This is a genomic window from Phocaeicola plebeius DSM 17135, from assembly GCF_000187895.1.
In the GTDB taxonomy this organism is placed as follows: Bacteria; Bacteroidota; Bacteroidia; order Bacteroidales; family Bacteroidaceae; genus Phocaeicola; species Phocaeicola plebeius.
In genome coordinates, this window is sequence record NZ_DS990124.1 from 1 (window position 1) to 23,913 (window position 23,913).

Annotated in this window: 21 protein-coding genes, 2 tRNA genes and 2 rRNA genes; 16 read left to right on the forward strand and 9 right to left on the reverse strand. The window is 44.3% G+C overall.

All coding sequences use genetic code 11. The features are described 5' to 3' along the window. Window positions 1–1,583 (forward strand): 23S ribosomal RNA (locus tag BACPLE_RS06030); the annotation flags it as partial. A 103-nt stretch (window positions 1,584–1,686) separates the two neighbouring features. Beyond that, a 5S ribosomal RNA gene (gene rrf, locus BACPLE_RS06035) occupies window positions 1,687–1,795 on the forward strand. A gap of 483 nt (window positions 1,796–2,278) precedes the next feature. On the opposite strand, the gene nagA (BACPLE_RS06045) is transcribed toward rrf, so the two are convergent. Further along, window positions 2,279–3,448 (reverse strand): N-acetylglucosamine-6-phosphate deacetylase, encoded by a 1,170-nt coding sequence (gene nagA, locus BACPLE_RS06045; RefSeq protein ID WP_007559874.1) that lies wholly within the window; start codon window positions 3,446–3,448, stop codon window positions 2,279–2,281. 21 nt (window positions 3,449–3,469) lie between these two features. Beyond that, window positions 3,470–4,636 carry an N-acetylglucosamine-6-phosphate deacetylase gene (gene nagA / locus BACPLE_RS06050; protein WP_007559876.1) on the reverse strand — a complete coding sequence of 389 codons (1,167 nt, stop codon included), beginning with the start codon at window positions 4,634–4,636 and terminating at the stop codon, window positions 3,470–3,472. A gap of 382 nt (window positions 4,637–5,018) precedes the next feature. Between nagA (BACPLE_RS06050) and BACPLE_RS06060 the strand changes: the two genes are divergently transcribed. The 12 genes from BACPLE_RS06060 to trxA all read left to right on the forward strand — a co-directional run bounded on the left by BACPLE_RS06060 (window position 5,019) and on the right by trxA (window position 13,396). Beyond that, on the forward strand, window positions 5,019–5,555 hold the full coding sequence (locus BACPLE_RS06060; RefSeq protein WP_022052394.1) for a YceD family protein: 537 nt from the start codon (window positions 5,019–5,021) through the stop codon (window positions 5,553–5,555). A 16-nt stretch (window positions 5,556–5,571) separates the two neighbouring features. Next, complete coding sequence (gene rpmF / locus BACPLE_RS18830; protein WP_007559879.1) at window positions 5,572–5,757, forward strand: 50S ribosomal protein L32; 186 nt, start codon at window positions 5,572–5,574, stop codon at window positions 5,755–5,757. A 107-nt stretch (window positions 5,758–5,864) separates the two neighbouring features. Continuing rightward, entirely contained in the window at window positions 5,865–6,866 is a 1,002-nt protein-coding gene (locus tag BACPLE_RS06065; protein ID WP_040312523.1) for a beta-ketoacyl-ACP synthase III, read from the forward strand. Between the two features lie 75 nt (window positions 6,867–6,941). Further along, window positions 6,942–7,823, forward strand: a complete 882-nt coding sequence (gene era, locus BACPLE_RS06070) for a GTPase Era (protein ID WP_007559883.1) — start codon at window positions 6,942–6,944, stop codon at window positions 7,821–7,823. 32 nt (window positions 7,824–7,855) lie between these two features. Continuing rightward, the gene (gene der / locus BACPLE_RS06075; RefSeq protein ID WP_040312524.1) at window positions 7,856–9,169 is read left to right on the forward strand and encodes a ribosome biogenesis GTPase Der; all 1,314 of its coding nucleotides are present in this window, start codon (window positions 7,856–7,858) and stop codon (window positions 9,167–9,169) included. 137 nt (window positions 9,170–9,306) lie between these two features. Next, a tRNA-Leu gene (locus BACPLE_RS06080) sits at window positions 9,307–9,390 on the forward strand. Window positions 9,391–9,449: 59 nt separating this feature from the next. Then, entirely contained in the window at window positions 9,450–10,385 is a 936-nt protein-coding gene (locus BACPLE_RS06085; protein WP_007559887.1) for an acyltransferase family protein, read from the forward strand. Window positions 10,386–10,506: 121 nt separating this feature from the next. Further along, window positions 10,507–10,992, forward strand: coding sequence for a ferritin (locus BACPLE_RS06090; RefSeq protein ID WP_007559889.1), 486 nt, complete (start codon window positions 10,507–10,509; stop codon window positions 10,990–10,992). A gap of 156 nt (window positions 10,993–11,148) precedes the next feature. Next, window positions 11,149–11,829, forward strand: a complete 681-nt coding sequence (locus BACPLE_RS19275) for an O-methyltransferase (RefSeq protein WP_040312503.1) — start codon at window positions 11,149–11,151, stop codon at window positions 11,827–11,829. Window positions 11,830–11,847: 18 nt separating this feature from the next. Then, on the forward strand, window positions 11,848–12,417 hold the full coding sequence (locus tag BACPLE_RS06100) for a cob(I)yrinic acid a,c-diamide adenosyltransferase (protein ID WP_007559893.1): 570 nt from the start codon (window positions 11,848–11,850) through the stop codon (window positions 12,415–12,417). Window positions 12,418–12,479: 62 nt separating this feature from the next. Continuing rightward, window positions 12,480–12,701 carry a DUF2795 domain-containing protein gene (locus BACPLE_RS06105; RefSeq protein WP_002558131.1) on the forward strand — a complete coding sequence of 74 codons (222 nt, stop codon included), beginning with the start codon at window positions 12,480–12,482 and terminating at the stop codon, window positions 12,699–12,701. A 218-nt stretch (window positions 12,702–12,919) separates the two neighbouring features. After that, the gene (gene trxA / locus BACPLE_RS06110) at window positions 12,920–13,396 is read left to right on the forward strand and encodes a thioredoxin (protein WP_007559896.1); all 477 of its coding nucleotides are present in this window, start codon (window positions 12,920–12,922) and stop codon (window positions 13,394–13,396) included. A 67-nt stretch (window positions 13,397–13,463) separates the two neighbouring features. Here the strand turns inward: trxA and BACPLE_RS06115 are convergent, their stop codons facing one another. From BACPLE_RS06115 to BACPLE_RS06130, 4 genes are all read right to left on the reverse strand, one after another. Next, complete coding sequence (locus BACPLE_RS06115) at window positions 13,464–16,142, reverse strand: 4-alpha-glucanotransferase (protein WP_040312512.1); 2,679 nt, start codon at window positions 16,140–16,142, stop codon at window positions 13,464–13,466. 157 nt (window positions 16,143–16,299) lie between these two features. After that, the gene (gyrB, locus tag BACPLE_RS06120; RefSeq protein WP_007559905.1) at window positions 16,300–18,264 is read right to left on the reverse strand and encodes a DNA topoisomerase (ATP-hydrolyzing) subunit B; all 1,965 of its coding nucleotides are present in this window, start codon (window positions 18,262–18,264) and stop codon (window positions 16,300–16,302) included. A gap of 163 nt (window positions 18,265–18,427) precedes the next feature. Beyond that, complete coding sequence (gene rpsT / locus BACPLE_RS06125; protein WP_007559907.1) at window positions 18,428–18,682, reverse strand: 30S ribosomal protein S20; 255 nt, start codon at window positions 18,680–18,682, stop codon at window positions 18,428–18,430. A 43-nt stretch (window positions 18,683–18,725) separates the two neighbouring features. Further along, window positions 18,726–18,797 (reverse strand) — tRNA-Glu (locus tag BACPLE_RS06130). 377 nt (window positions 18,798–19,174) lie between these two features. On the opposite strand from BACPLE_RS06130, the gene BACPLE_RS06135 reads away from it, so the two are divergent. Further along, entirely contained in the window at window positions 19,175–19,690 is a 516-nt protein-coding gene (locus tag BACPLE_RS06135; protein ID WP_007559909.1) for a hypothetical protein, read from the forward strand. A gap of 1 nt (window position 19,691) precedes the next feature. Then, complete coding sequence (gene recO / locus BACPLE_RS06140) at window positions 19,692–20,417, forward strand: DNA repair protein RecO (protein WP_007559912.1); 726 nt, start codon at window positions 19,692–19,694, stop codon at window positions 20,415–20,417. Window positions 20,418–20,506: 89 nt separating this feature from the next. Here recO and BACPLE_RS06145 read toward each other — a convergent pair whose 3' ends face one another. The 3 genes from BACPLE_RS06145 to ftsA are packed head-to-tail and all read right to left on the reverse strand — an operon-like array spanning window position 20,507 to window position 23,913. Then, window positions 20,507–20,956: a GatB/YqeY domain-containing protein gene (locus BACPLE_RS06145; RefSeq protein ID WP_040312526.1), complete on the reverse strand. Its 450-nt coding sequence runs from the start codon at window positions 20,954–20,956 to the stop codon at window positions 20,507–20,509. A gap of 39 nt (window positions 20,957–20,995) precedes the next feature. Continuing rightward, window positions 20,996–22,306 carry a cell division protein FtsZ gene (gene ftsZ, locus BACPLE_RS06150; protein WP_007559915.1) on the reverse strand — a complete coding sequence of 437 codons (1,311 nt, stop codon included), beginning with the start codon at window positions 22,304–22,306 and terminating at the stop codon, window positions 20,996–20,998. A 29-nt stretch (window positions 22,307–22,335) separates the two neighbouring features. Further along, entirely contained in the window at window positions 22,336–23,913 is a 1,578-nt protein-coding gene (gene ftsA, locus BACPLE_RS06155; RefSeq protein ID WP_007559917.1) for a cell division protein FtsA, read from the reverse strand.

Consider the following 23,913-nt stretch of genomic DNA (forward strand, 5'->3'; position numbering starts at 1 on the left):
GGGGTACGGGAAACCCCCTCGCCGAAAGACTAAGGTTTCCTGATCAACGCTAATCGGATCAGGGTAAGTCGGGTCCTAAGGTTCAGCCGAACGGCGAGACCGATGGCAGAAACGGTTAATATTCCGTTACTACCTTTGAGGGTGACGTGGGGACGCAGCAGTGACACCGCCGCCGGCTGACGGAATAGCCGGTTAAAGAGTGTAGACGTTGATTTCCGCAGGCAAATCCACGGAAAGAGTCGAACTTGACAGTACACCAATTCCTTCGGGAAGCAGTGATAGTGCGGGTAAGCAGACTGCCGAGAAAATCCGCTAAACATAACTTCAGAGGTACCCGTACCGCAAACGGACACACGTAGTCGGGTTGAATATACTAAGGCGCTTGAGTGAATCACGGTTAAGGAACTAGGCAAACTGACCCTGTAACTTCGGGATAAAGGGTCCCTACCCAGAAATGGGAGGGCGCAGAGAATAGGTCCAGGCAACTGTTTAACAAAAACACAGGGCTGTGCTAATATGAAAGTAGACGTATACAGCCTGACACCTGCCCGGTGCTGGAAGGTTAAGAGGAGATGTCATCGCAAGAGAAGCATTGAATTGAAGCCCCAGTAAACGGCGGCCGTAACTATAACGGTCCTAAGGTAGCGAAATTCCTTGTCGGGTAAGTTCCGACCTGCACGAATGGTGTAATGATCCGGACGCTGTCTCAACCGTGAGCTCAGTGAAATTGTAGTATCGGTGAAGATGCCGATTACCCGCGATGGGACGAAAAGACCCCGTGAACCTTTACTATAGCTTAGCATTGAATTTGGGCACGCGATGTGTAGGATAGGTCGGAGGCTTTGAAGCAGGCACGCCAGTGTTTGTGGAGCCGCTGTTGAAATACGACCCTTCGTTTGTTTGAGTTCTAACTTCAGGTTGAAGGACATTGCTTGGTGGGTAGTTTGACTGGGGTGGTCGCCTCCAAAAGCGTAACGGAGGCTTCTAAAGGTGCCCTCAGGACGATCGGTAACCGTCCGCAGAGTGTAATGGCAGAAGGGCGCTTGACTGGGAGACAGACAAGTCGAGCAGGTAGGAAACTAGAGCATAGTGATCCGGTGTTTCCGTATGGAAGGGACATCGCTCAAAGGATAAAAGGTACTCCGGGGATAACAGGCTGATCCCTCCCAAGAGCTCATATCGACGGAGTGGTTTGGCACCTCGATGTCGGCTCGTCACATCCTGGGGCTGGAGAAGGTCCCAAGGGTTGGGCTGTTCGCCCATTAAAGTGGCACGCGAGCTGGGTTCAGAACGTCGTGAGACAGTTCGGTCTCTATCTATCGTGGGCGTATGAAATTTGCGTGGCTCTGACACTAGTACGAGAGGACCGTGTTGGACCGACCTCTGGTTTACCGGTTGTGCCGCCAGGCGCATCGCCGGGTATCTAAGTCGGGATCGGATAAGCGCTGAAAGCATCTAAGTGCGAAGCCGGCCACAAGATTAGATTTCTCAGGGTCGTTGAAGACGACAACGTTGATAGGATGCAGGTGTAAAGCTGGAGACAGCAAAGCCGAGCATTACTAATTGCCCGTCAGCTTTCCTTATCCGCGCGGAGCGGATGGAAGTCATCGAAAGGATGATATATACGTTTAGCATGAAAGAAGTGCTGAAGTTGCTTGCTTGTGAGTCATGAATATATAAAGATATTCAGGTGACTATTGCACGAAGGTTCCACCTCTTCCCATTCCGAACAGAGAAGTTAAGCTTCGTCACGCCGATGGTACTGCGCAAGTGGGAGAGTAGGTAGTCGCCGTCTTAACAGAGACCCTGAGGTAGAGATACTTCAGGGTTTTTTTGTATCCGTACTGTCCGTGCGTCTGTGCCTGCGTCCGTTTCCGCTCCTTCCGCAGCAGGCTTCCTCTTTCTGCTGACGGTTTCTTTCCTTCCTTTTTCCTCTTGCTTCTTTACCGCTCACCCGGACGGCCTTCAGAAATGCACCTGGAGACGTTTTCTCCGAAAAAGGAGAGTCATTCTTCATCGGAAGCTCCGGATACGCTCAGAACGGGCGAAAACAGCTTGAGAAGAGAAACTAGATTGGAGATATGTTTACTTCGCCATAGGACTATTTCCCGTCTACAACTTTCTGACATGTTTAGATAATTAAGAAGCTACTCTGGAAGCAGGGATAGATAGAAAGTCCGTATTGTGTTAACTTCCCTGAAGTATAAGGATAAAAAAATCCCCGGACTTCACAGTCCAGGGAATTCTTGATTGATTTCTATAATATAATTAGGTTAGGTTAGTGAATCATTGTATTGGTGCCTTCCACAATTTTTCCGTTAGAAAATACACATCGTACATTAATGTCTTTGTCAAGAATGACGATATCGGCATCTTTCCCTTTCTGGAGGGTTCCTTTGCGTGAATCAATACCAATCAGTTTAGCAGGAGTTTCAGAAGCCATGCGAATGGCATCTGCTAATGGAATCGCTGCTTTCTTTACCATAGTTTGAATCAGTACATCCATCGTTGCCAAACTTCCTGCCAATGAAGAGTGGTCAGCTAATTTACATACTCCGTTTTCTATAATATATTTAGGGTCATCAATAGCTTCTCCATTGTTGGCTGCATACTTAAGTGCATCAGTAACCAGACAGGTTTGCTCTACTCCTTTGAGTTTGTAGACTAATTTCAGGATAGTGGCAGGCAAGTGAATGCCGTCGGCAATTACTTCCACGCTCATTCCGTCTGTCAGGTATACGCTTTCTACTGTACCCTCGTATTTATATTCGCGACGTTTATGAAATCCTGGCATCGCATTGTAGAAATGTGCTGCATGAGTGAATCCAGCTTCAAATGCGGCTTTAATTTCTGGATATTCAGCTTCGGTGTGAGTGACTGCTGTCAGAATACCCTTTGAACGGGTATATCTTGCAAAGTCGTGTCCTCCGGGTAATTCTGGGCTGATGTCCCAACGTTTGATGCACTGTGTGCTTTCCAGCAATGGAATGTATTCCTCTGGATCTGGATCTTTCAGGAACTCTTCCCACTGTGCTCCAGCCATTTTTTTGTTAAGATATGGCCCTTCGATGTGAAGACCTTGGATAATGCTTCCAGGCGCTTTCATTAGTTCTTCACATGTAGTTACTGCATGTTTGATATTGTCAAAGCTGGTAGAACTTAGTGTCGGGAAGATGGAGGTTGCTCCGTGGGTCAGATGGGCCTGTGTAGCCTTTTGAAAAGCTTCGGCAGTACCTTCTGTAAAATCATGTCCGGCACCTCCATGTGCGTGCATGCTTACGAATCCCGGTACGATATACATACCCTTGGCATCGATTACAGTTGCACCGATAACAGCCAGGTCGCTGTTGGTTACTTCCAGTATTTTCCCATCGCTGATAAGTACAGAACCGTCTTTCAGCCATCCTTGTGGAGTCAGGATATGACCATTTATAATTTGTGTCAACATAAGCGTCGAATAATTAAGTCATTAAAAAAGTTTATTGGTACCTTCCACCAGTTTTCCCATGGCCCATACGGCACGTACGTTCAGGTCACGGTCGAGGGCGATGATGTCTGCATCTTTTCCTCTTTCCAATGTACCTTTACGGTCGAGGACACCCATGATGCGGGCTGGTGTTTCTGAAGCCATTCTGACTGCATCTTCCAATGGAATCTCTGCTTTTTGTACCATGGTACGGATCAGGCGGTCCATGGTAGCGATGCTACCTGCCAGTGCAGAACGATCGGCTAGTTTACAAACTCCATCTTCAATGATGACACGAGGGTCAAAAGCTTCTTTGCTGTCGCTGGCTGCACATGCTAATGCGTCGGTAATCAGAGCTGTCTTTTCAACTCCTTTGATTTTGTGTACCAGACGGAGAATCGTAGGAGGCACATGGATACCATCGGCCACTACTTCTACCGTCATGTCGTCCATTAAATAGATACTTTCTACAGTTCCTTCATATTTATATTCGCGGCGTTTGTGGAATCCCGGCATCGCATTATAGAAATGAGTTGCATGAGTATAACCGGCATGGAATCCTGTATAGATATCCTCAAACTCAGCTTGTGTATGTCCTACGGCTGCCAATACCCCTTTTGATGTGATGTATTTACCGAATTGCATGGCACCTGGAAGTTCAGGAGCCGCATCCCAGCGTTTGATGCAGTGCGTTTCTTCCAAAAGTGGAATGTATTCTTCCGGATCAGGGTTTTTAATGTTTTCCGGCATCTGTCCCCCTGCCATTTTCATGTTGAAATAATGTCCTTCCAGATGAAGTCCCAGTACTGGACTGTCGGGTTCACTCATTAATTTTTCCGTAGTTTCAGCAGCGGCACGAATCATGGGAATTGTAGACGAAGAAAGCGTCGGGAAAATACTTGTGGTACCATGCTGCATGTGAGCTTTGATGGCTGCGCGGAATGCATCTTCAGAGCCTTCCATAAAGTCACGTCCACCTCCGCCATGTACATGGATCTCGACTCCTCCCGGTACGATATACATTCCTTTAGCATCGATGAGTGTAGCACCGACGATAGCCAGGTCACAATTAGTTACTTCCAGGATTTTATTGTCTCTGATTAGTACAGAACCGTCTTTTAGCCAGCCTTGAGGTGTTAAAATACGGGCATTAATTATTTGAGTTAACATACGGATAAGGTTTTATTTCTTTGATATGTGCTGCAAAGTTACTTAATTTGCTAATTAAATGCGCTATTAATACTATATTTATTTATGATGATAGGGTTAATTATATTAAAAGTCTATTCTTTTTAGGGTACAATACTGGGTATATAAAGAAAAAAGTAGAGAATATGAAAAGTTCAGCCAGTAGTCGAGTCTTAATATTAAGGAAATATAGGTATATTAAAATAGGTATTGAAGAGGTGAATTGTTGGATAAACAAGTATTTTTAATAAATAAAAAGTAGAAAGACTAGATAAAATGAATTATTATTTGTATCTTTGTCGCCCGATTTATATAGTATTGCGACTTGGGAAAACTTGCTACATATAAAATAGAATTGAAGAACATGAAGGAAAACTCAGCTCATTATGAGTTTTCACTGACAAATCAGTTCTTCGCAGATATTGATGCTCCGGAGATTCAAAAAGGAAAACTGCAGGTGCAGTTGGATGTGAAGAAAACAATGGGCATTTATGTCTTGAATTTCCATATTGAGGGTTCTGTAGTTGTGCCGTGCGATCGCTGCTTGGATGATATGGAGTTGCCGGTAGAAACGGATGACACATTGAAGGTAAAACTCGGACTCGAATTTTCGGACGAAGACGATATGGTGATTGTGCCAGAAGAAGACGGTTATATTAACGTCGCTTGGTTTATGTACGAGTTTATCGCATTGAGCATACCGATGAAGCATGTGCATGCTCCCGGAAAATGTAATAAAGGGATGATGGGAGCCTTGAACAAACATTTGCGTACTTCTGCGGATGAAGAAGATGAAATGGATGACTTCTTGGATGAGGAGGAAATGACAGATGAGCCTTCAGAAGCACGTGAGATAGATCCGAGATGGAACGAATTGAAGAAAATATTAGATAATAATTAAATAAAAGTTTAGAAAAATGGCACATCCTAAAAGAAGACAATCAAAAACGAGAACTGCGAAGAGAAGAACTCATGACAAGGCAGTTGCTCCTACTTTAGCTATTTGTCCGAACTGTGGCGAATGGCATGTTTATCACACAGTATGTGGGGCTTGTGGTTATTACAGAGGTAAATTAGCTATCGAAAAAGAAGCTGCTCTTTAATAACTTGACGCTTTGTAGAACATCTTTGCATGTTCCAGGGAAATTAAAGCCGGAGAGCCATTTCGGCTCCCCGGCTGTTTTTTTATAAGCCACGAAATTAAGAAATGATGGAAAAAATAAATGCTGTAATTACGGGAGTCGGTGGATATGTACCTGATTATGTCCTGACAAACGAAGAATTGTCGAGAATGGTTGACACCAACGATGAGTGGATTATGACTCGTATCGGGGTGAAAGAAAGACGTATCCTGAACGAAGAAGGTTTGGGAACTTCATATTTGGCCCGTAAGGCTGCCAAGCAGTTGATGCAGAAAACGGACTCAGATCCGGCTTCTATTGATTGCGTGATTGTAGCTACTACAACTCCTGACTATCATTTCCCTTCTACTGCTTCTATTCTTTGTGACAAACTGGGATTGAAGAATGCGTATGCATTTGACTTGCAGGCTGCTTGTAGCGGATTCTTGTATGCCATGGAAACTGCTGCCAGCATGATTCAGTCTGGTCGTCATAAAAAAATTATCATTGTAGGTGCAGATAAGATGTCTTCAATGGTGAACTATGGAGACCGCGCTACATGTCCGATTTTCGGTGACGGTGCTGCGGCTTGCATGGTAGAAGCTACAACAGAAGACTATGGTATCATGGATTCTATCTTGCGTACAGATGGTAAAGGACTTCCTTTCCTGCACATGAAAGCAGGTGGTTCGGTTTGTCCTCCTTCTTATTTTACAATCGACAATAAGATGCATTATCTGTATCAGGAAGGTAGAACGGTATTCAAATATGCTGTATCTAATATGTCTGACGTAACGGCTCAGATTGCAGAACGTAATGGTTTGAACAAGGACAATATCAACTGGATTGTACCTCATCAGGCAAATCTGCGAATCATTGATGCGGTTGCTTCTCGTCTGGAAGTTCCATTGGATAAGGTAATGATTAATATCCAGCGCTATGGTAACACCAGTGCCGGAACTTTGCCACTTTGCTTATGGGATTATGAAAAGCAACTGAAGAAGGGCGATAATATCATCTTCACTGCGTTTGGTGCAGGATTTACCTGGGGTGCCTGCTATGTGAAGTGGGGTTATGACGGAAATAAATAAAGAAAGAATTAACACTACAGATAAAAAACGCATCCCAATCGATGCGTTTTTTTGTCTGTGAACTAATATTTACTTATGCACAAAGCCGGATTTGTGAATATTGTAGGTAATCCGAATGTCGGAAAATCTACTTTGATGAACTTGCTGGTGGGGGAACGCATCTCCATCGCGACTTTCAAGGCTCAGACAACTCGCCATCGTATTATGGGTATTCTTAATACGGAGGATATGCAGATTGTCTTCTCTGATACCCCGGGAGTATTGAAGCCTAACTATAAGCTTCAGGAGTCTATGCTCAACTTCTCGGAATCGGCATTGGTGGATGCAGACGTGTTGCTGTATGTCACTGATACGGTGGAAAAACCGGACAAGAATGCGGAGTTTATGGAAAAGGTGCGCAACTTGAAGGTGCCGGTTTTGTTGCTGATTAACAAGATTGACCTGACTAATCAGGAGGATTTGGTTAAATTGGTAGATGAATGGCACGAGATGCTGCCTGAAGCGGAAATTATTCCTATCTCTGCAATGGCCAAATTCAATGTGGATGTGGTGATGAAGCGTATTAAGGAGCTGTTGCCGGATTCTCCTCCTTATTTTGGAAAGGACCAATGGACGGATAAGCCTGCCCGTTTCTTTGTGACAGAGATTATTCGCGAAAAAATCTTGTTGTATTATGACAAGGAGATTCCTTATTCAGTAGAGGTCGTAGTAGAACAGTTCAAGGAAGACGAGAAAAGTATCCATATCAATGCGGTGATTTATGTGGAGCGTGATTCTCAGAAAGGTATTATTATCGGTCGTCAGGGAAAAGCCTTGAAGAAAGTGGCTACTGAAGCACGTAAGACGTTGGAACACTTTTTCCGTAAATCCATTTACCTGGAGACATTTGTTAAGGTGGATAAGGACTGGAGAAGCTCTGACAAGGAATTGAAAAATTTTGGTTATCAATTGGATTAATATCGGCTGCGAAGCCGTAAATGAAGATAATTATGGGAAATTTAGTTGCGATTGTGGGACGTCCCAATGTGGGAAAGTCGACACTGTTTAACCGTCTGACCAAGAGTCGTCAGGCGATTGTAAATGAACAGGCCGGTACAACCCGCGACCGACAGTATGGTAAGTCGGAATGGCTGGGAAAGGAATTCTCAGTAGTAGATACCGGAGGATGGGTGGTGAACTCGGACGATGTATTCGAGGAGGAAATTCGCAAACAGGTAATGCTGGCAATTGATGAAGCCGATGTCATTCTGTTTGTGGTAGACGTAATGAATGGAGTTACTGATTTGGATATGGAAGTAGCCGAAATCTTGCGCCGTTCCAAGACTCCTGTACTTTTAGTAGCAAATAAAACGGATAATAATGACCTGCAGTATAATGCGGCTGAGTTTTATTCTTTAGGCTTGGGTGATCCTTACTGTGTTTCTGCTTTAAGTGGAAGCGGTACAGGTGACTTGCTGGATTTGGTATTGAGCAAGTTCAAGAAGGAAACTCCTGAAATCTTGGATGATGATATACCTCGCTTTGCTGTGGTAGGACGTCCGAATGCCGGAAAATCGTCTATTATTAATGCCTTTATTGGAGAAGACCGTAATATTGTGACAGAGATTGCGGGTACTACGCGCGATTCTATCTATACCCGTTACAATAAGTTTGGTTTTGATTTCTATCTGGTCGATACAGCCGGTATCCGTAAAAAGAATAAAGTGAGCGAAGACTTGGAGTATTATTCAGTAATCCGCTCCATCCGCTCCATCGAAAATTCGGATGTATGTATTCTGATGCTGGATGCTACACGTGGTATTGAAGGTCAGGATTTGAACATCTTCTCTTTGGTACAGCGAAACCAGAAAGGACTTGTGGTAGTTGTCAACAAATGGGACTTGATTGAGGATAAAACGGTTAAGGTAATGAAAGGATATGAAGATGCGATTCGCAATCGTCTGGCTCCTTTTACTGACTTTCCGATTGTCTTTACATCAGCATTGACAAAACAGCGTATTCTGAAAGTGCTTGAACTGGCGAAGGAAGTTTACCAGGCACGTACGACAAGAATCCCGACAGCTCGTCTGAACGAGGAACTTCTGCCGCTGATTGAGGCTTATCCGCCACCTTCAAATAAAGGAAAGTATATCAAGATTAAGTATATTACACAGTTGCCGAATACACAGGTTCCTTCATTTGTGTTCTTTGCCAACTTGCCGCAATACGTGAAAGAGCCTTACCGTCGTTTCCTTGAGAATAAGATTCGTGAACGTTGGAAACTTTCGGGAACTCCGATAAATATCTTTATCCGTCAGAAATAAACGGTGAAACTATAGAATCTCTTGTTGCTACTTGTGTAATACAAGGACAACAAGAGATTTTTTTGATAAAAATCAGCATTTTTCTTGTGTGTTTAGAAAATTGTGTCTATCTTTGCACACGCAAACGAAAAACAAATGCCCAGATGGCGGAATCGGTAGACGCGCTGGTCTCAAACACCAGTGGAGTAACATCCATCCCGGTTCGACCCCGGGTCTGGGTACAGAGAGGTTGACTTGATTAAGTCAACCTTTTTTTATTACCAATCAATTCTTATGCTCCATGAAAAATCGTATTGCAGAGCTTGATTATCTGAAATCCATCTTTATTTTATTGATGATAGTGTTTCATCTTGTATATATCGGTGACAAATATCCATACGCTAAAGCTTTGGTTTATACTTTCCACATGCCTGCTTTCTTGATCATTTCCGGTTATGTCATGAACATAGCCAAGGGGATACGTCCGTTTCTGCGTACGATGTGGTGGATTTTTATTCCATACGCTGTGATGGAGACAGGTTATGTCATCATGTCTGCTATTCTGCCGGTTCGTGAATCAGTGGAGCATTTAAGTGTTTCTCTGTGGCTGGATAAATTGTTCTTGCATCCTTTGGGGCCCTATTGGTATCTTCATACGTTGATGCTGTGTGGACTTGTTTATTTATTGGTGGACAAATTGGCTGGAAAGTGGAGTAATACTGTTTCCGTCTTAATTATACTGGCCTTATGCTATGCCGTATTGTCAGCTTGTGGAATACTTTCTTTGATAAATGCACTTTACTTTACCGCTGGAGTGGCTTTGAGACGGAGCTCACTTGACTTCCGTACTTTCTTTTCAGCTTCATTCTGGGCTTTGCTGCCTGTAATATGGCTGGCTGCTGATGAGACAAATTTGAATAAATCAACTCTTTCCGGGGCAGCTCTGACTTATCTGATGATTAGTTTTCTGTTGGCTGTATATCGCTATTTACCTGATTGTTTGAAAAGGGGATTGGGCTACATAGGCTCTCATACCTTTGTACTGTTAGTGTTTTCTCCGGTATTTACAATGGCGGCGAAGCCTTTGGTACCTGTATTGGCTTTTGAACCTACCGGGATGCTCTTTTTATGTGTGTCCTTATGCTTCTGTGTAATCGGTTCGTTTGCGATAGCCTGGGTTATGGATAAGCTGAATTTATCCCGTTTCTTTTTGGGAAAAGCTCACATGCTTTCGTAGATAGACTTGGTTTGGTGACATCCTGTCAGTTCGTTGGAAAAAACGTGGTAAGAACTTTTCTGGCATCTTTTTTGTGGTTTATTTTATAGATGTTGAATTACTTATTTAAACACATAGAACTATGATTTCAGAAAAATTGCAAAATGCCATCAACGAGCAGATTACTGCGGAAATGTGGTCTTCTAACTTGTATTTGTCCATGTCTTTCTACTTGCAGAAAGAAGGTTTCGACGGTTTTGCTTCATGGATGCGTAAACAGTCACAAGAAGAATTGCAGCATGCTTATGATTTAGCTGATTACTTAGTTAAACGTGGTGGCGCAGCTAAAGTGGATAAAATTGACGTCGTTCCACAAGGATGGGGCAGCGTACAGGAAGTATTTGAACATGTATACAAGCACGAATGTCATGTATCCAGCTTAATTGACGAGTTGGTAAATGTCGCCTCTGAAGTAAAAGACAAAGCTTCACAGGATTTCTTGTGGGGATATGTTCGTGAACAGGTAGAAGAAGAAGCTACTGCACAGAACATTGTAGAGAAGCTCAGAAAATGTGGTGATGCAGCTGGCATTCTGTATTTGGATGACAAATTGGGACAACGTAAATAAACCACGTTTTTCATGAAATATTGATCCTGGATGGAAGCGGAATGATTTCTGCATCCATTCAGGATATTTTGTATCATAATTACACTATCCTTTTCGTTTTTCCACTATAAATTTTATCTTTGTCCCCCGTTATCAACCAATATTAGCGTCCGAAAAATGGGGGATTTTATATTAAGAGGGTGGAACTGGTGTCGTCGTTTTCGGCATCGTTGCGGATACGGAGTACATTCTCCTTCCGATTTCTTTTTTATTACGTTTGTCATTTACGAACGTTTGCCATTCTATGCCTATGCGCCATTGCATCACTTGAGACGTGTGGTGGCTTTTTTGCCTCATTATCGGGAAAAAGTCGATAAGTTCTTATTTCGTCTGATTAATCATCTACGGCCTTCTGTAGTATGGGAAGTGGGAACTGGCAGCGGAATAAGTACCCGTTATATGGCCGAAGCCAATGCAGGCATGCAGGTTTATACGTTCTCAGAACAATCGGAAGATGCAGTGAAACGGATTCTTTCCGGAAAATCTTCTATTGATTACCTGACCGGAAACTGTGAGGCAGATATGGATAGGTTGCTCAAGGAAGGTGTAAAGCCGGAAGTGGTACATATTGCCCATACTCCAGCATATAAGGAGATGTTTGAACGGCTGGTTCCGCTGGCAGGTAAACACACTTGTTTTATTATTGGTAATCCCTATGCTACTCCAGAGAAGAAAAGGTGGTGGAAAGAAGTTATAGCAGATCCTCGTACGGGAATTACATTCGACCTTTACGATGTCGGACTGGTATTTTTTGATAAAGAGCGTGTAAAGGAGCATCGTATCGTGAACTTTCTTTGACTTTAAGACCTTAAATATATGAAAATGACCAAGATTTATACCAAGACAGGTGATAAAGGTACCACCTCGCTGGTAGGAGGAGTACGTGTTTCAAAAGCTGATATACGTTTGGATGCATACGGAACCATAGATGAATTGAATTCTTTTATCGGATTATTGATTTCGGTAATGAAGGATGCAGAGCATGAAGAGTTATTGCGTTTTGTGCAGCATAAACTGTTTTCATTAGGCTCTTATCTGGCTACCGACTTGGAAAAGACTACTTTTCCGGTAGAGAGTCATATCTCAGTAGAGAACGTGCAGCGTCTGGAGCAGGCTATCGATGAGATAAACGCCTCTTTGCCATCGCTTGCAGGTTTTATCCTTCCGGGAGGGAGTTATCCGGCTTCCGTTTGTCATGTCTGTCGTACGGTCTGTCGTCGGGCAGAACGTCGGATTCAGGCCTTGGAAGAAAGTCTTTCCTATGAATTAGAGGATCAGGCAAAGTGTTTTGTGAACCGATTGTCTGATTATCTGTTCGTTTTGTCACGTCGGTTAAACAATTTAACAGACGAAAGCGAAATTTATTGGGATAAGCGTTGCGAGTGAAGGAATTTGTTATATTTTTGCGAATCAATATAAAGAAGTAAAACTGTTTAAAATTATATACTATGTATTGGACATTGGAATTGGCCTCAAAGCTGGAAGATGCTCCTTGGCCAGCAACTAAAGACGAGTTAATTGACTATGCAATGCGTTCAGGTGCTCCACTGGAAGTAATTGAAAACTTGCAGGAAATGGAAGACGAAGGAGAAATTTATGAAAGTATAGAAGATATCTGGCCTGATTATCCGAGTAAAGAAGATTTCTTCTTCAACGAGGAAGAGTATTAATAGCTGTCAGGGCAGATTAAAAGATTAAATCTCAGCGGGATGAACAAAGTATATTTGTTTGTCCCGCTGATGTTTTATAGTATTCCATCGGACTTTCTCAATAAAAGTTATAAACACGCGTTTCTCTCAACTTGTTTGATTCAAAATTTGTTCTTATTACAAAATGCACTATTTTTGTGCACAAAGAAAAGAATTGATAACCCGTTATTTTGTGAATTATGAAAAGATTGCTGTTGATGGCGCTGGCTGCTGCCATGCTGACTCCGGCTTGTGGAAATAATGCTGGTAAAGAAACCAAGGCTGAAGTACAGGAGAGTGCAGCTGTACAAGCCAACGTTATTCATCTGACTAAAGCTGATTTCCTGGCTAAGGTATATAATTATGAGAAGAATCCGAAAGAATGGAAATACGAAGGTGATAAACCGGCTATTGTGGATTTCTATGCCACTTGGTGTGGTCCATGTAAGGCTATCGCCCCGGTACTGGAGAAACTGGCTGCGGAATATAAAGGAAAGATTGTGGTCTATAAGATTGATACAGATAAGGAGCCTGAGTTGTCCGCTGCTTTTGGTATACGCAGCATCCCGACCCTTCTGTTCATTCCGGCAAAGGGAACTCCTCAGGTAGCGCAAGGAGCCTTGCCTGAAGAAGCTTTGAGAAAGACCATTGACGAGTTTTTATTGGGAAAGAAATAAATTTCTGATAAGAAAAAAATGAGGAGGGCCTGAAGTTGTTGGAATTTCAGGCCCTCATTGTATGTTTCTATCTACGGTTGCTGTCTTCAATCAATTCACGGATTGTCTGGTTCAATTCCTTTTCTTTCAGTAGTTGCTCCAGTGTGAGGTGCATTCTCCATCGCCAGTAATGCCGTGGATGGGCTGGTATGTTAATGCGCTCTCCTTCTATATCCGGATTGCGTAGCTGTTCGTTGATGCTCATCCAGTCCTGCCATGCCAAAATGCAGAGCAGTGAAGGGCTTTTCAGGTGATGGAATACGATGTCCTTACAGAGCCATCCGGGAGCATGTACGGGAATCTCTCCCTGATGATGCATTTCCTGATGATAGAAGCGCTCCGTGAGGGCTGGGTCTTCTTCCCACCATCCGCGGAAAGTGGACATGTCGTGCGTACCGATGGTGCATACCGATAGGAACGGATAGTTTTCAGGGTGTCCGAAGTCTTCGTACATTTGTTTGGGCATGCGTTGGATTTCAAGTGAGAGTATCTGCAACTGCCTCATTACCCAGGGCACACACTCCGGAACCATACCTAAATCTTCTCCGCATACTAACATAGGAGTGGATTGGGTGAGAACCGGAAGTTTTTTCATGGCTTCCTGATACCAGAATTCGTTGTGGCGCTGGTAGTAGTAATGATTGTACAGATGGTTGAAGGCTCCCTGTTGCTTCCAGTTCAGCTGTTGGAATACGGAATCATTCTGTACAGCAATTCTAGGATGGAGTTTCTCGGCGTCGTGGTGGTCTGTGACAAACAGCACGTTGCTGATCAGGGAATAAAGCCCTTCTTTTAGTTTCAGGCTATCCTCGTCTTCTTTTCCATTGAAATAAGCTTCCACTTTTCGCTGGGTATCAAACTCCGGCAGTAATGCGTAGCCTCTTTTTCCGTTGGGCGTGATAAAATGTTGCCGTACGTATTCACTTTGTGTGCCGAAGACTTCTTCCAGCACCTTGTCGTTGATAAACGGCTGTGTCATGAACTCTCGGTCCAGATTCAGACCAAAGCTTCTGATTTCATCCATGCTAAGGGGAAGGGAAGGAGAGAACTGTCCGAGCAGACCGTGTACCGAATGGTCGGGAATTTCCCAGATGCGGAAAAAGCCTAAGATATGGTCGATGCGGTAAGCTGTAAAGTATTCTGCCATCTTGGAGAAACGGCGGCGCCACCAGCGGTAATTGTCTTTTTCCATCACTTCCCAGTTATAGGTTGGGAATCCCCAGTTTTGTCCGTTGACGGAGAAAGCATCGGGAGGAGCACCTGCCTGACCGTTGAGGTGGAAATAATGAGGTTCTACCCAGGCTTCTACGCTGGAACGGCTGATACCGATGGGGATGTCGCCTTTTAGCAGAATACCTTTTGCTCTGGCATACGTACTTACGGCGAGCAGTTGCACGTGCAACTGGTATTGCAGGTAATAGTAGAAGGCGATTTTGGTATAGGCTTTGTTTCCGGGCGTACACAGTTTGGCTATTTCATTGGTTTCGTAGGTAGAATATTTCGGCCAGTGATTGAAGTCCGGTGTACCATACGAGTCGCGCAGGTAGCAGAAAGCAGCATAAGGCTGAAGCCATTCCTCATTATGCTGGAAGAAGTTCAGGAACTCTTCCGAGGCAAGTACTTTTTTTCCCTCCATCTGGTATACTTTCCTCAGGTAGTCCATCTTCAGTTTATTGGCCTTTTCATAATCCATCATGGGAAGGGAATTCACTTCGATGCGTGCTTTTTCGAACGCTTCTGCGGCTTTCTTGTCCTTCAGGGCAGGGAGCTGGCGAAGGTCGATGTACATCGGGTGAAAAGCGTAGATTGAGATGCTGTTATAAGGGTAAGAGTCAGTCCACGTGCCGCTCATAGTCGTATCATTGATGGGAAGAATCTGAATTGCTTTCTGTCCGGTCTCATCTGCCCAGTCGGCCAGTAGCTTCAGGTCACCGAAGTCGCCAACACCGCAACTGCCTTCCGAGCGAAGGGAGAATACGGGAATGGCGCAGCCGGCTATCCGTTGCGGGGCATCGTCAAAGAATACTTCCGTTTCCATGGGCAGGTAGGTTTCTCCGCGTTGCAACGGTTGCAGAGGGAATATCCGGTTCGGGCGGGTTTCCCATTTTTCTACGGCTCCGGTCTCTTCATGAATGGCCACGAACTTATACTCAAAAGGATATTCTAATGAGGAGGCATCCAGTGTCAGGTGCCATACGTTGGGTTGTACTTCCTTCATTCGCAGCGGGCGGCAGTACTCCCAACTGCCCAGTGCCGCACAGCTACCGATGAGGCCCAGGCGCTGTCTGTGGGTACTCAGGCCGGGGCAAAGTGCGCGGAAGGTGATACACCTGCCGGTATTGTCAGACAATCGGGAAGGTTGCTCCAGCGCATACGTATTGTTGAAAGCCGATGTATAGCGGTAGGCATCTTGTGGCAGATCTCTCCAGCAGTCTTCTACGAGGTAGTGCTGTTGTTGCAGGTTGCCCGGATAGAACGAATGGGGGATGGCGCCAAATTCCTGGCGTACAAGGGTTCCTTGACGGCTTACGGCATAACGGTAGCAGATAGGTTCGGAAGGGTGAAAGTCGAATTCTGCCTTTCCGGTCCATTCTTCTCCGTTGCGGGTAGTCATTTCTACGGTATGTTGTATGTGATTCTGGCTGAGAAGCACGCACAGGCTTTCTCCCCAGACTGTACGGTATTGTATGCGAAAAGTAATTTTCATATCTTATGTATTAGTTGTGGCTCATAGTTTTGTCCAAAAATAATGAATCTCATGGATTCATGCAAATAAAAAACCTCCGGATGTCCTTTCGGCTTCCGGAGGTTCCCTCGTGTAAGATGTGAGGATGGATTTAATAATAATGAATTAAAAAATGAGATTATGCGTCGATATTTGCATACGTCGCATTTTTCTCGATAAATTCACGGCGTGGACCTACATCGTCGCCCATTAGCATGGAGAATATATAGTCGGCTTCGGCCGCGTTTTCGATATTTACCTGTTTCAGGATACGGGTTTCCGGATTCATGGTAGTTTCCCACAGCTGTTCCGGATTCATTTCACCCAAACCTTTGTAACGCTGGGTGTGGATGCCTTGTTCGTTTCCTTCACCATATTTCTGGATGAAAGCCTGACGGGCTTCGTCTGTATAGCAGTATTCGCTGATTTTACCCTTGCTGCATTTGTACAACGGAGGAGTAGCGATATACAGGTGACCACCCTGAATTACTTCAGGCATATAGCGGTAGAACAGTGTCATGATCAGTGTGTCGATGTGAGAACCATCGACATCGGCATCGGTCATGATGATGACCTTGTGGTAGCGCAGCTTGTCAATGTTGGCTTTCTTGCTGTCTTCTTCGCCGTCCACACCGAAACGTACGCCCAGCGCCTGAATGATGTTGTTCACTTCATCGCTTTCGAACGCTTTGTGCCACATAGCTTTTTCCACGTTCAGAATCTTACCGCGCAATGGCAGGATGGCCTGGAACTGACGGCTTCTTCCTTGCTTGGCCGAACCACCTGCAGAATCACCCTCGACGAGGAAGAGTTCGCATTCTTCGGCTACACGGCTGGAGCAGTCGGCCAGTTTTCCCGGCAGTCCGCCGCCGCCCATCGGACTTTTACGCTGAACCGATTCGCGGGCCTTACGGGCAGCCACACGTGCGGTAGCAGCCAGTACCACTTTGTCGACAATAATCTTTGCTTCTTTCGGATGTTCTTCCAAGTAATAAGTCAGGGCTTCTCCCACAGCTTGATTCACAGCACCGCTCACTTCGTTGTTACCCAACTTGGTCTTGGTCTGCCCTTCAAACTGAGGTTCCGATACTTTTACAGAAATCACGGCAATCAGTCCTTCGCGGAAGTCTTCACCTGAGATTTCCACCTTGGCTTTTTCAAGAGCCTTGCTTTCTTCTGCATATTTCTTCAATACACGTGTCAGTGCCATACGGAATCCGGCTTCGTGTGTACCACCTTCGATGGTGTTGATGTTGTTCACATACGAGTGAAGGTTTTCGCGGAATCCGGTGTTGTACATAATGGCGCATTCAATGGGAATACCTTGTTTTTCGGTATTCAAGTAGATTACGTCATCAATAAGCGGTGTATTGTTGGAATTCAGAAAACGTACGAATTCTTTTACGCCTTCTTCTGAGTGGAATTTTTCCTGCTTGTAAGAACCATCTTCCTCCTTTACGCGCTTGTCGGTCAGGGTGATGGTGATTCCTTTGTTCAGGTAAGCCAGCTCGCGCATGCGAGCCTGAAGAATGCTGTATTTGTATTCGGTTACGGTGAAGATACTTCCATCCGGCCAGAAAGTCTGGCGTGTACCGGTAATGTCGGTTGTGCCCACTTCTTTTACGGCATACAGCGGTTTTCCGCATTCATATTCCTGCTGGTAGATTTTTCCGTTGCGGAATACGTTGGTGGTCATGTGAGTAGACAAGGCGTTCACGCAGGATACACCCACACCGTGCAGACCTCCGGAAACCTTATAGGAACCTTTGTCGAACTTACCTCCGGCATGAAGCACGGTCATTACGACTTCGAGGGCTGATTTTTTTTCTTTTTCGTGGAAATCGACCGGAATACCGCGACCGTTGTCTTGTACGGTAATCGAGTTGTCTTCGTTGATAGTTACTTCTATATGTGTACAATAACCGGCAAGGGCTTCGTCAATGGAGTTGTCCACTACCTCGTAGACCAGGTGATGCAAGCCTTTTTCGCTGATGTCGCCGATATACATGGCGGGGCGTTTACGAACGGCCTCCAGTCCTTCCAGCACTTGGATACTGCTGGCCGAGTAGTTGCTTCCGCTGTTCTGTGTCAGTTCTTCACTCATGTTTTTTCTTCGTTTTTTTAAGCTTTCAAAGATACTAAAAAAACTGGAACGAAGCGATTTTCAGCACTCTAAAAATCGTGAAAAAGACATGAACCGAGTCTATACGACAAAAGGCTAGATGTAATCATCCAGCCTTAATATCTTTCTTGCGTCAAGCGTAGACTTAAGCCAATTTGCTGATGTGAGCAGCCAGTTTAGACTTCAAGTTAGCAGCCTTGTTCGCGTGGATAATGTTGCGCTTAGCCAGCTTATCCAACATTTTCTGTACACTAGGATACAATGCAACAGCTTCAGCTTTGTCTGTAGTTGCACGAAGTTTCTTCACTGCGTTACGCATTGTCTTAGCATAATATCTGTTGTGAAGTCTTCTTTTTTCTTCCTGTCTGATTCTTTTAATAGATGATTTGTGATTTGCCATCTCGACTAATCTTTAATATTGTTCTTGATTTTTGTTTATTATGTAGCCCGTGGGGGAATCGAACCCCCCTTTCAAGAATGAAAATCTTGCGTCCTAACCGATAGACGAACGGGCCATCCTTTATTTCAGGAAGAACTCCTGAAGTCTCACGAGGATACATATCTCTCGTTTGCGGATGCAAAGGTAGGAAGAATTTTGAAATCTCCAAAACATTCGCTTCTTTTTTTATCAAATTTGTTGCGTTTTTCTTTATCCCCCTCCATTAAGAGGGATTCTTTTTGTTGTTTTCTATGTTTCCCATAGCCAAACTCTATGTTTCTCTTTCGTAAAACTTACGGTTCCGCCTTGAAAAACGTAGGTTTCGCGGGAAGGAAACATAAAAAGTGTCTCGTGGTGTGAAGAAAAAGTTTACGGGTTTTGTTTGTTTTGTATAAGGACTTTTTCTATCTTTCGTCCGCAAAAATAGATTTTATATTTAGGATAATTTGAAAGATGGAATGCTGTAAATTAAGGTCCGTCGGCCTGTATAATGGAAAGGTCTGTCTGGCAGAATGGGGAGATAAAGAAGGGGAGCCTTCTTCTTTCCAGGTGTTGGCTGAGTGCACGGAATTAGTGTATGTGCGTTTACGTACGTTGGAGGCGGTGGCCTCTTTTCGTTTTTTAGAGAGGGCTCTTGCCGTGATGGCGCATTATGACATGCCTGTTTTTGCCATGGCTTCTTCGGCCGGAAGTTTTTCTGTAGTGACGGGGGCGGATGCTTCTGCTTTGCAGAACGTTTGTAAGGAACTTTCCGTATTTGCGGAAGTGACGGTAGAGAAAGAGGTGGAAGTGATATGTGTACAAGAGGCGGATGATCGCAAAGGGAAGATGTCGGAAAAAAGTCTGGTGACTTTGCTAAAGGATATTCCTTTGCTGATGGTATCTTCTGAGGAAGGTTCGGGCAGTGTTTCGCTGACGGTACGGAGAAAGGACCGTGACAAAGTGCTGAATTTGTTCTTTTCTTGCTGATATGTTGCAGAAGTTGGATGGAGTAGTGCTGCACGTAGTCAGGTACAGTGACAAATCGAATATTGTGCATATCTATACTTGTCAGCATGGAAGTATGTCGTTTGTGATACCTGCCACGCGTTCGCGCAAGTCGCTGGTAAACGGGGCGTTGTTTCGTCCGCTTTCCCTGGTTGAGGTAGAAGCCGATGTGCGTTCCCGTACTTCTTTGCCTCCGGTGAAGGAAGCAAGATTGTCTTATCCGTTGGAGTCTGTGCCTTACGATCCGTACAAATTAAGTATCGCGATGTTTTTGGCTGAGTTCTTGTCGCATGCCTTACGCGAGGAAGGGAAGAACGAACCGCTGTTTGCTTATTTGGTGTCGTCTATTCGCTGGCTGGATGCCTGCCGGAGTGATTATGCTAATTTTCACCTGGTGTTTCTGATCAGGTTGTCCAGGTTCTTGGGTTTTTATCCTAATCTGGAAGATTATCGGGAAGGTAGCTGGTTTGATATGCTGAATGCATGTTTCGTAGAGAACAAGCCTTTGCATGGCATCTGTCTGTCTCCTGAGGAGTCGTCGCACATCTGCCAGTTGGCACGTATGAATTATGAAACGATGTTTCTTTTCGGTATGAACCGTATGGAGCGGCAGCGTTGTCTGACTGTGATGATGGAATATTATCGTTTGCATCTTCCGGAATTCCCTGAACTGAAATCGCTTGATGTGCTGAAGGAACTTTTTGCTTGATGTGCGATAATGATAGAATAAGAAAAACGGGACTCTCCTTTCATTTGAGAAAAGAGAATCCCGTTTTTTGGATGGGGATATAAATGAGATTATCCCAGCAATTCTTTTACTTTGGCAGAAATTGCTCTGCCTTCAGCCAGACCAGCCAGTTCTTTAGAAGCTACTCCCATCACTTTACCCATGTCTTTTCCGCTGGTAGCACCTACACGGGCAATAATTTCTTTCAGTTTAGCTTCCAGTTCTTCCGGAGAAAGCTGTTTCGGAAGGTATGCTTCAATCACGCGTACCTGAGCCATTTCTTCTTCTGCCAGGTCAGCGCGACCTTGTCCTTCGTATACAGAAGCTGAATCTTTTCCTTGTTTCACCAGTTTCTGCATGATTTTCAGGGCTGCATCATCGGTCAGGGTATCGTTGGCACCCGGAGCGGTTTTGGCTTCCAGAAAACATTTCTTTACGTTGCGCAAAGTCTCCAGTCTGACTTTGTCTTTGGCTTTCATTGCCTCTTTGATATCGTTGCTAATCTGTTCAAATAAATCCATATTCATTATAAAGTTTAAATGTTGTCCTCTTTGTGATGTTTAGAAAGTAATTGTCATAGAGCCGGTGTTGTTTGCAGCTTCCGGTTCCGGTGCAATCTTTTCTTCTGTAGTCGCTTTTGAACGGATATTCTCCAGTTCCATCTTGGTGCGCTTGTAGGTAGGAGTTGTTTCTACCATGCTGATGATGTCATCGTTGGCCAAGTCTTCCTGACTGAAGATGTAGATATTCGGACGTTTTTTGCGAATGCTGCTCTTCAGGATGCTCTTTCCGTAGTAGTCGCTTCGACGTTCGTCCTTCTTTTGCTCTTCTTCTTCCAGATCGTCCAGGCGTTTCTGCTCTTCAAGTGAACGCTGTTTGAGCACATTGTCCATTCCGGGAACGTCTTTGATACCGAATCCCGTAGCCAGAATGGTGAATTTCACTTTGTTTTCCAGGGTTTCATCAGTGTAAAGACCCCATTTGGTTTCTACGTCCTTGCCAAACTTGCTCATGAATTCATGGATTTCATCCATTTCACCCATCATCAGTTCGCTGTTCGGGCTATAGGTAATTACGAACAACACTTTCTTGGAGTTGAAAATATCGTTGTTGTTCAGCAATGGGGAATGAAGGGCATCGGTAATAGCCTGTGTGACTCTTCCTTCGCCTTCTCCGTATCCTGTACTCATGATTGCTACACCACCGTCCTTCAACACGGTTTTCACATCGTTGAAGTCCAAGTTGATGATACCTCTCAAGGTAATGATTTCTGCAATACTCTTTGCGGCGATAGACAGTGTGTCGTCTGCCTTTCCAAAGGCATTCATTACACTGATGTCGGAATATACATCGCGCAGGCGTTCGTTGTTGATAACCAGCAGGGCATCTACATGCTTGCTCATTTCTTCCACTCCGTCAAGAGCCTGGTCGATTTTCTTGTTACCTTCGAACAGGAAAGGAATGGTCACGATACCTACGGTCAGGATTTCCATGTCTTTAGCCGTTTTGGCGATGATAGGAGCTGCACCGGTTCCGGTTCCACCACCCATACCAGCTGTGATGAATGCCATGCGGCATCCGTCGTTCAGCATATTCTTGATGTCTTCGATGCTTTCTTCAGCAGCAGCACGTGCCTTGGCCGGACGGTTTCCGGCACCTAGTCCTTCGCTACCCAATTGTAGTTTCCGGAGTACGGGTGATTCTTCCAGCGCCTGGTTATCCGTGTTGCAGACCACAAATGTCACATCATGGATACCTTCTTTGTACATGTGGTTAACGGCATTACCGCCGCCGCCACCCACACCAATTACTTTTATTATATGTGGAGAGTCTTTCGGAAAATCGAAAGGTACCATTGTTTCGTCTGACATAATCCTAATATGTTTATGTAAATGAATAATCAGTTATCTTTTAATATTTCATCAGAAAGGTTTGTAACTTTCTTGGCAAAGAGGTCAAACCAACTGTTTTCTTTTTTCTCCTTGTTGATTTTCTTCTCCAATTCATTCAGTTCTTCTTCCTTTTCAGCGAGGTGCATGCGCCGTGCATTTTCTACTTCTTTCAATGCAGCTTTGTATTTCTTCTTGCTGAGAAGTAGACTGGCTTCTTCTACGTATGCGGTATATTCTTCCAATCGTTTACGGTTACGTTCTTCTTCCTGACGTTTTTTCTCTTCATTGATTTTGCGAATACGTTCGGCTTCTTCTTCCGCTTTTCGTCTGGCTTCTTCTGCCTGAATACGTTCAGCTTCTTTGCGTTTAGCTTCTTCTTCCTTTTCTTTTATTTCGTCAATGAAGTCCAGTTGATGTCCTTTCCGTGGGTCAATCTTAAGGCAATTTTCTTTTCCTTCTGCCAAGAGTCCGATGAGTGTGTTTTGTGTACCGTCTTTCGGTAACTGTAGGGCACCGGTTAAAGTGATATTTCCACCTTTTGCGATACGGATTTTTTCAATTTTGGTAATTTGCTTGAACGCTTCATCCATATTGGGCATATTAGATGCTCCACCGGTGAGAACCAGCCCCGCCAGCAGTTTGTCACCGTATTCAGACACCATAATCTGATTCCATACATTGGAAATAATCTCGTTGATACGAGCCTCAACAATGTATTCAAGTTTATGAGCGGGAACGGAACATTTACCTTCAATGCTATATTCTTGTTCATCCACAGCTTCGTCATCTTCTGTCGGAGGAGTCAGAGCGCATCCGTAGCGTATTTTCAATTGTTCTGCATCTTCTTCTTCGATTTGTAAGCTACAAATATCTTTGGTGATATTGTTACTTCCCAATGGAATAACTGCCAGGTGACGCAAGATATTGTTTTTATATACGGCCACGGTAGTTGTATCTGCTCCTAAATCGACGAGTGCACAACCTGAGCGTTTTTCACTGTCGGTTAGAACTACATTGGCGGTAACGACCGGAGACAGGAAGTAATCTGCTATTTCATACTTAGTCTGGTTGAAGCATTTGGTAATTCTATCTTTAAGAGTATGATGTGCGATAATATTCAAATAACGCCCTTCAATACGGTCTGCTGAAATACCGACAGGTTCAGTCAGCAGATTGTTTCCTACTTTGTATTCCTGCGGTTCCACATCCAGGATTTCCTGATCTATCAGAGAGATTTCCCGGTTGCTTTCCATGAGTGATTCAATCAGCGCCTGTGATATTTTAGTTTCTTCTCCTAATTGCTTGGTTACATTATTACGTGTACTCCGTATGGATTGTCCGCCTATTCCTACATAGACTTTTTTGATAGAAGCTTGCAAATCTTCTTCTAGCTTCTGGATAATGGAGACTAGTACCTGTGTGGTTTTGTCCAAATTGAAGATTGCTCCTTTTTTGATGCAATCTGATGAAGGAGTATTGGCATAGGCAAGAATCTGAATGCTTCCATCTGCATTCTTTTTGCCGGCGATTCCTGTAATGTGAGTCGAACCCAGTTCGATAGCTGCTATAAAATCTGTTACTGCCAT

What these genes read in the sequence shown, in the direction of transcription:
- BACPLE_RS06145 (WP_040312526.1), bottom strand. Translation starts at nt 20,956, where the DNA reads ATGGATTTATTTGAACAGATTAGCAACGATATCAAAGAGGCAATGAAA.
- BACPLE_RS06060 (WP_022052394.1), top strand. Translation starts at nt 5,019, where the DNA reads ATGAAGGAAAACTCAGCTCATTATGAGTTTTCACTGACAAATCAGTTC.
- recO (WP_007559912.1), top strand. Translation starts at nt 19,692, where the DNA reads ATGTTGCAGAAGTTGGATGGAGTAGTGCTGCACGTAGTCAGGTACAGT.
- era (WP_007559883.1), top strand. Translation starts at nt 6,942, where the DNA reads ATGCACAAAGCCGGATTTGTGAATATTGTAGGTAATCCGAATGTCGGA.
- BACPLE_RS06135 (WP_007559909.1), top strand. Translation starts at nt 19,175, where the DNA reads ATGGAATGCTGTAAATTAAGGTCCGTCGGCCTGTATAATGGAAAGGTC.
- BACPLE_RS06065 (WP_040312523.1), top strand. Translation starts at nt 5,865, where the DNA reads ATGGAAAAAATAAATGCTGTAATTACGGGAGTCGGTGGATATGTACCT.
- rpmF (WP_007559879.1), top strand. Translation starts at nt 5,572, where the DNA reads ATGGCACATCCTAAAAGAAGACAATCAAAAACGAGAACTGCGAAGAGA.
- ftsZ (WP_007559915.1), bottom strand. Translation starts at nt 22,306, where the DNA reads ATGTCAGACGAAACAATGGTACCTTTCGATTTTCCGAAAGACTCTCCA.
- BACPLE_RS19275 (WP_040312503.1), top strand. Translation starts at nt 11,149, where the DNA reads ATGGGGGATTTTATATTAAGAGGGTGGAACTGGTGTCGTCGTTTTCGG.
- BACPLE_RS06105 (WP_002558131.1), top strand. Translation starts at nt 12,480, where the DNA reads ATGTATTGGACATTGGAATTGGCCTCAAAGCTGGAAGATGCTCCTTGG.
- BACPLE_RS06085 (WP_007559887.1), top strand. Translation starts at nt 9,450, where the DNA reads ATGAAAAATCGTATTGCAGAGCTTGATTATCTGAAATCCATCTTTATT.
- BACPLE_RS06115 (WP_040312512.1), bottom strand. Translation starts at nt 16,142, where the DNA reads ATGAAAATTACTTTTCGCATACAATACCGTACAGTCTGGGGAGAAAGC.
- der (WP_040312524.1), top strand. Translation starts at nt 7,856, where the DNA reads ATGGGAAATTTAGTTGCGATTGTGGGACGTCCCAATGTGGGAAAGTCG.
- trxA (WP_007559896.1), top strand. Translation starts at nt 12,920, where the DNA reads ATGAAAAGATTGCTGTTGATGGCGCTGGCTGCTGCCATGCTGACTCCG.
- ftsA (WP_007559917.1), bottom strand. Translation starts at nt 23,913, where the DNA reads ATGGCAGTAACAGATTTTATAGCAGCTATCGAACTGGGTTCGACTCAC.
- rpsT (WP_007559907.1), bottom strand. Translation starts at nt 18,682, where the DNA reads ATGGCAAATCACAAATCATCTATTAAAAGAATCAGACAGGAAGAAAAA.
- nagA (WP_007559874.1), bottom strand. Translation starts at nt 3,448, where the DNA reads ATGTTGACACAAATTATAAATGGTCATATCCTGACTCCACAAGGATGG.
- nagA (WP_007559876.1), bottom strand. Translation starts at nt 4,636, where the DNA reads ATGTTAACTCAAATAATTAATGCCCGTATTTTAACACCTCAAGGCTGG.
- BACPLE_RS06100 (WP_007559893.1), top strand. Translation starts at nt 11,848, where the DNA reads ATGAAAATGACCAAGATTTATACCAAGACAGGTGATAAAGGTACCACC.
- gyrB (WP_007559905.1), bottom strand. Translation starts at nt 18,264, where the DNA reads ATGAGTGAAGAACTGACACAGAACAGCGGAAGCAACTACTCGGCCAGC.
- BACPLE_RS06090 (WP_007559889.1), top strand. Translation starts at nt 10,507, where the DNA reads ATGATTTCAGAAAAATTGCAAAATGCCATCAACGAGCAGATTACTGCG.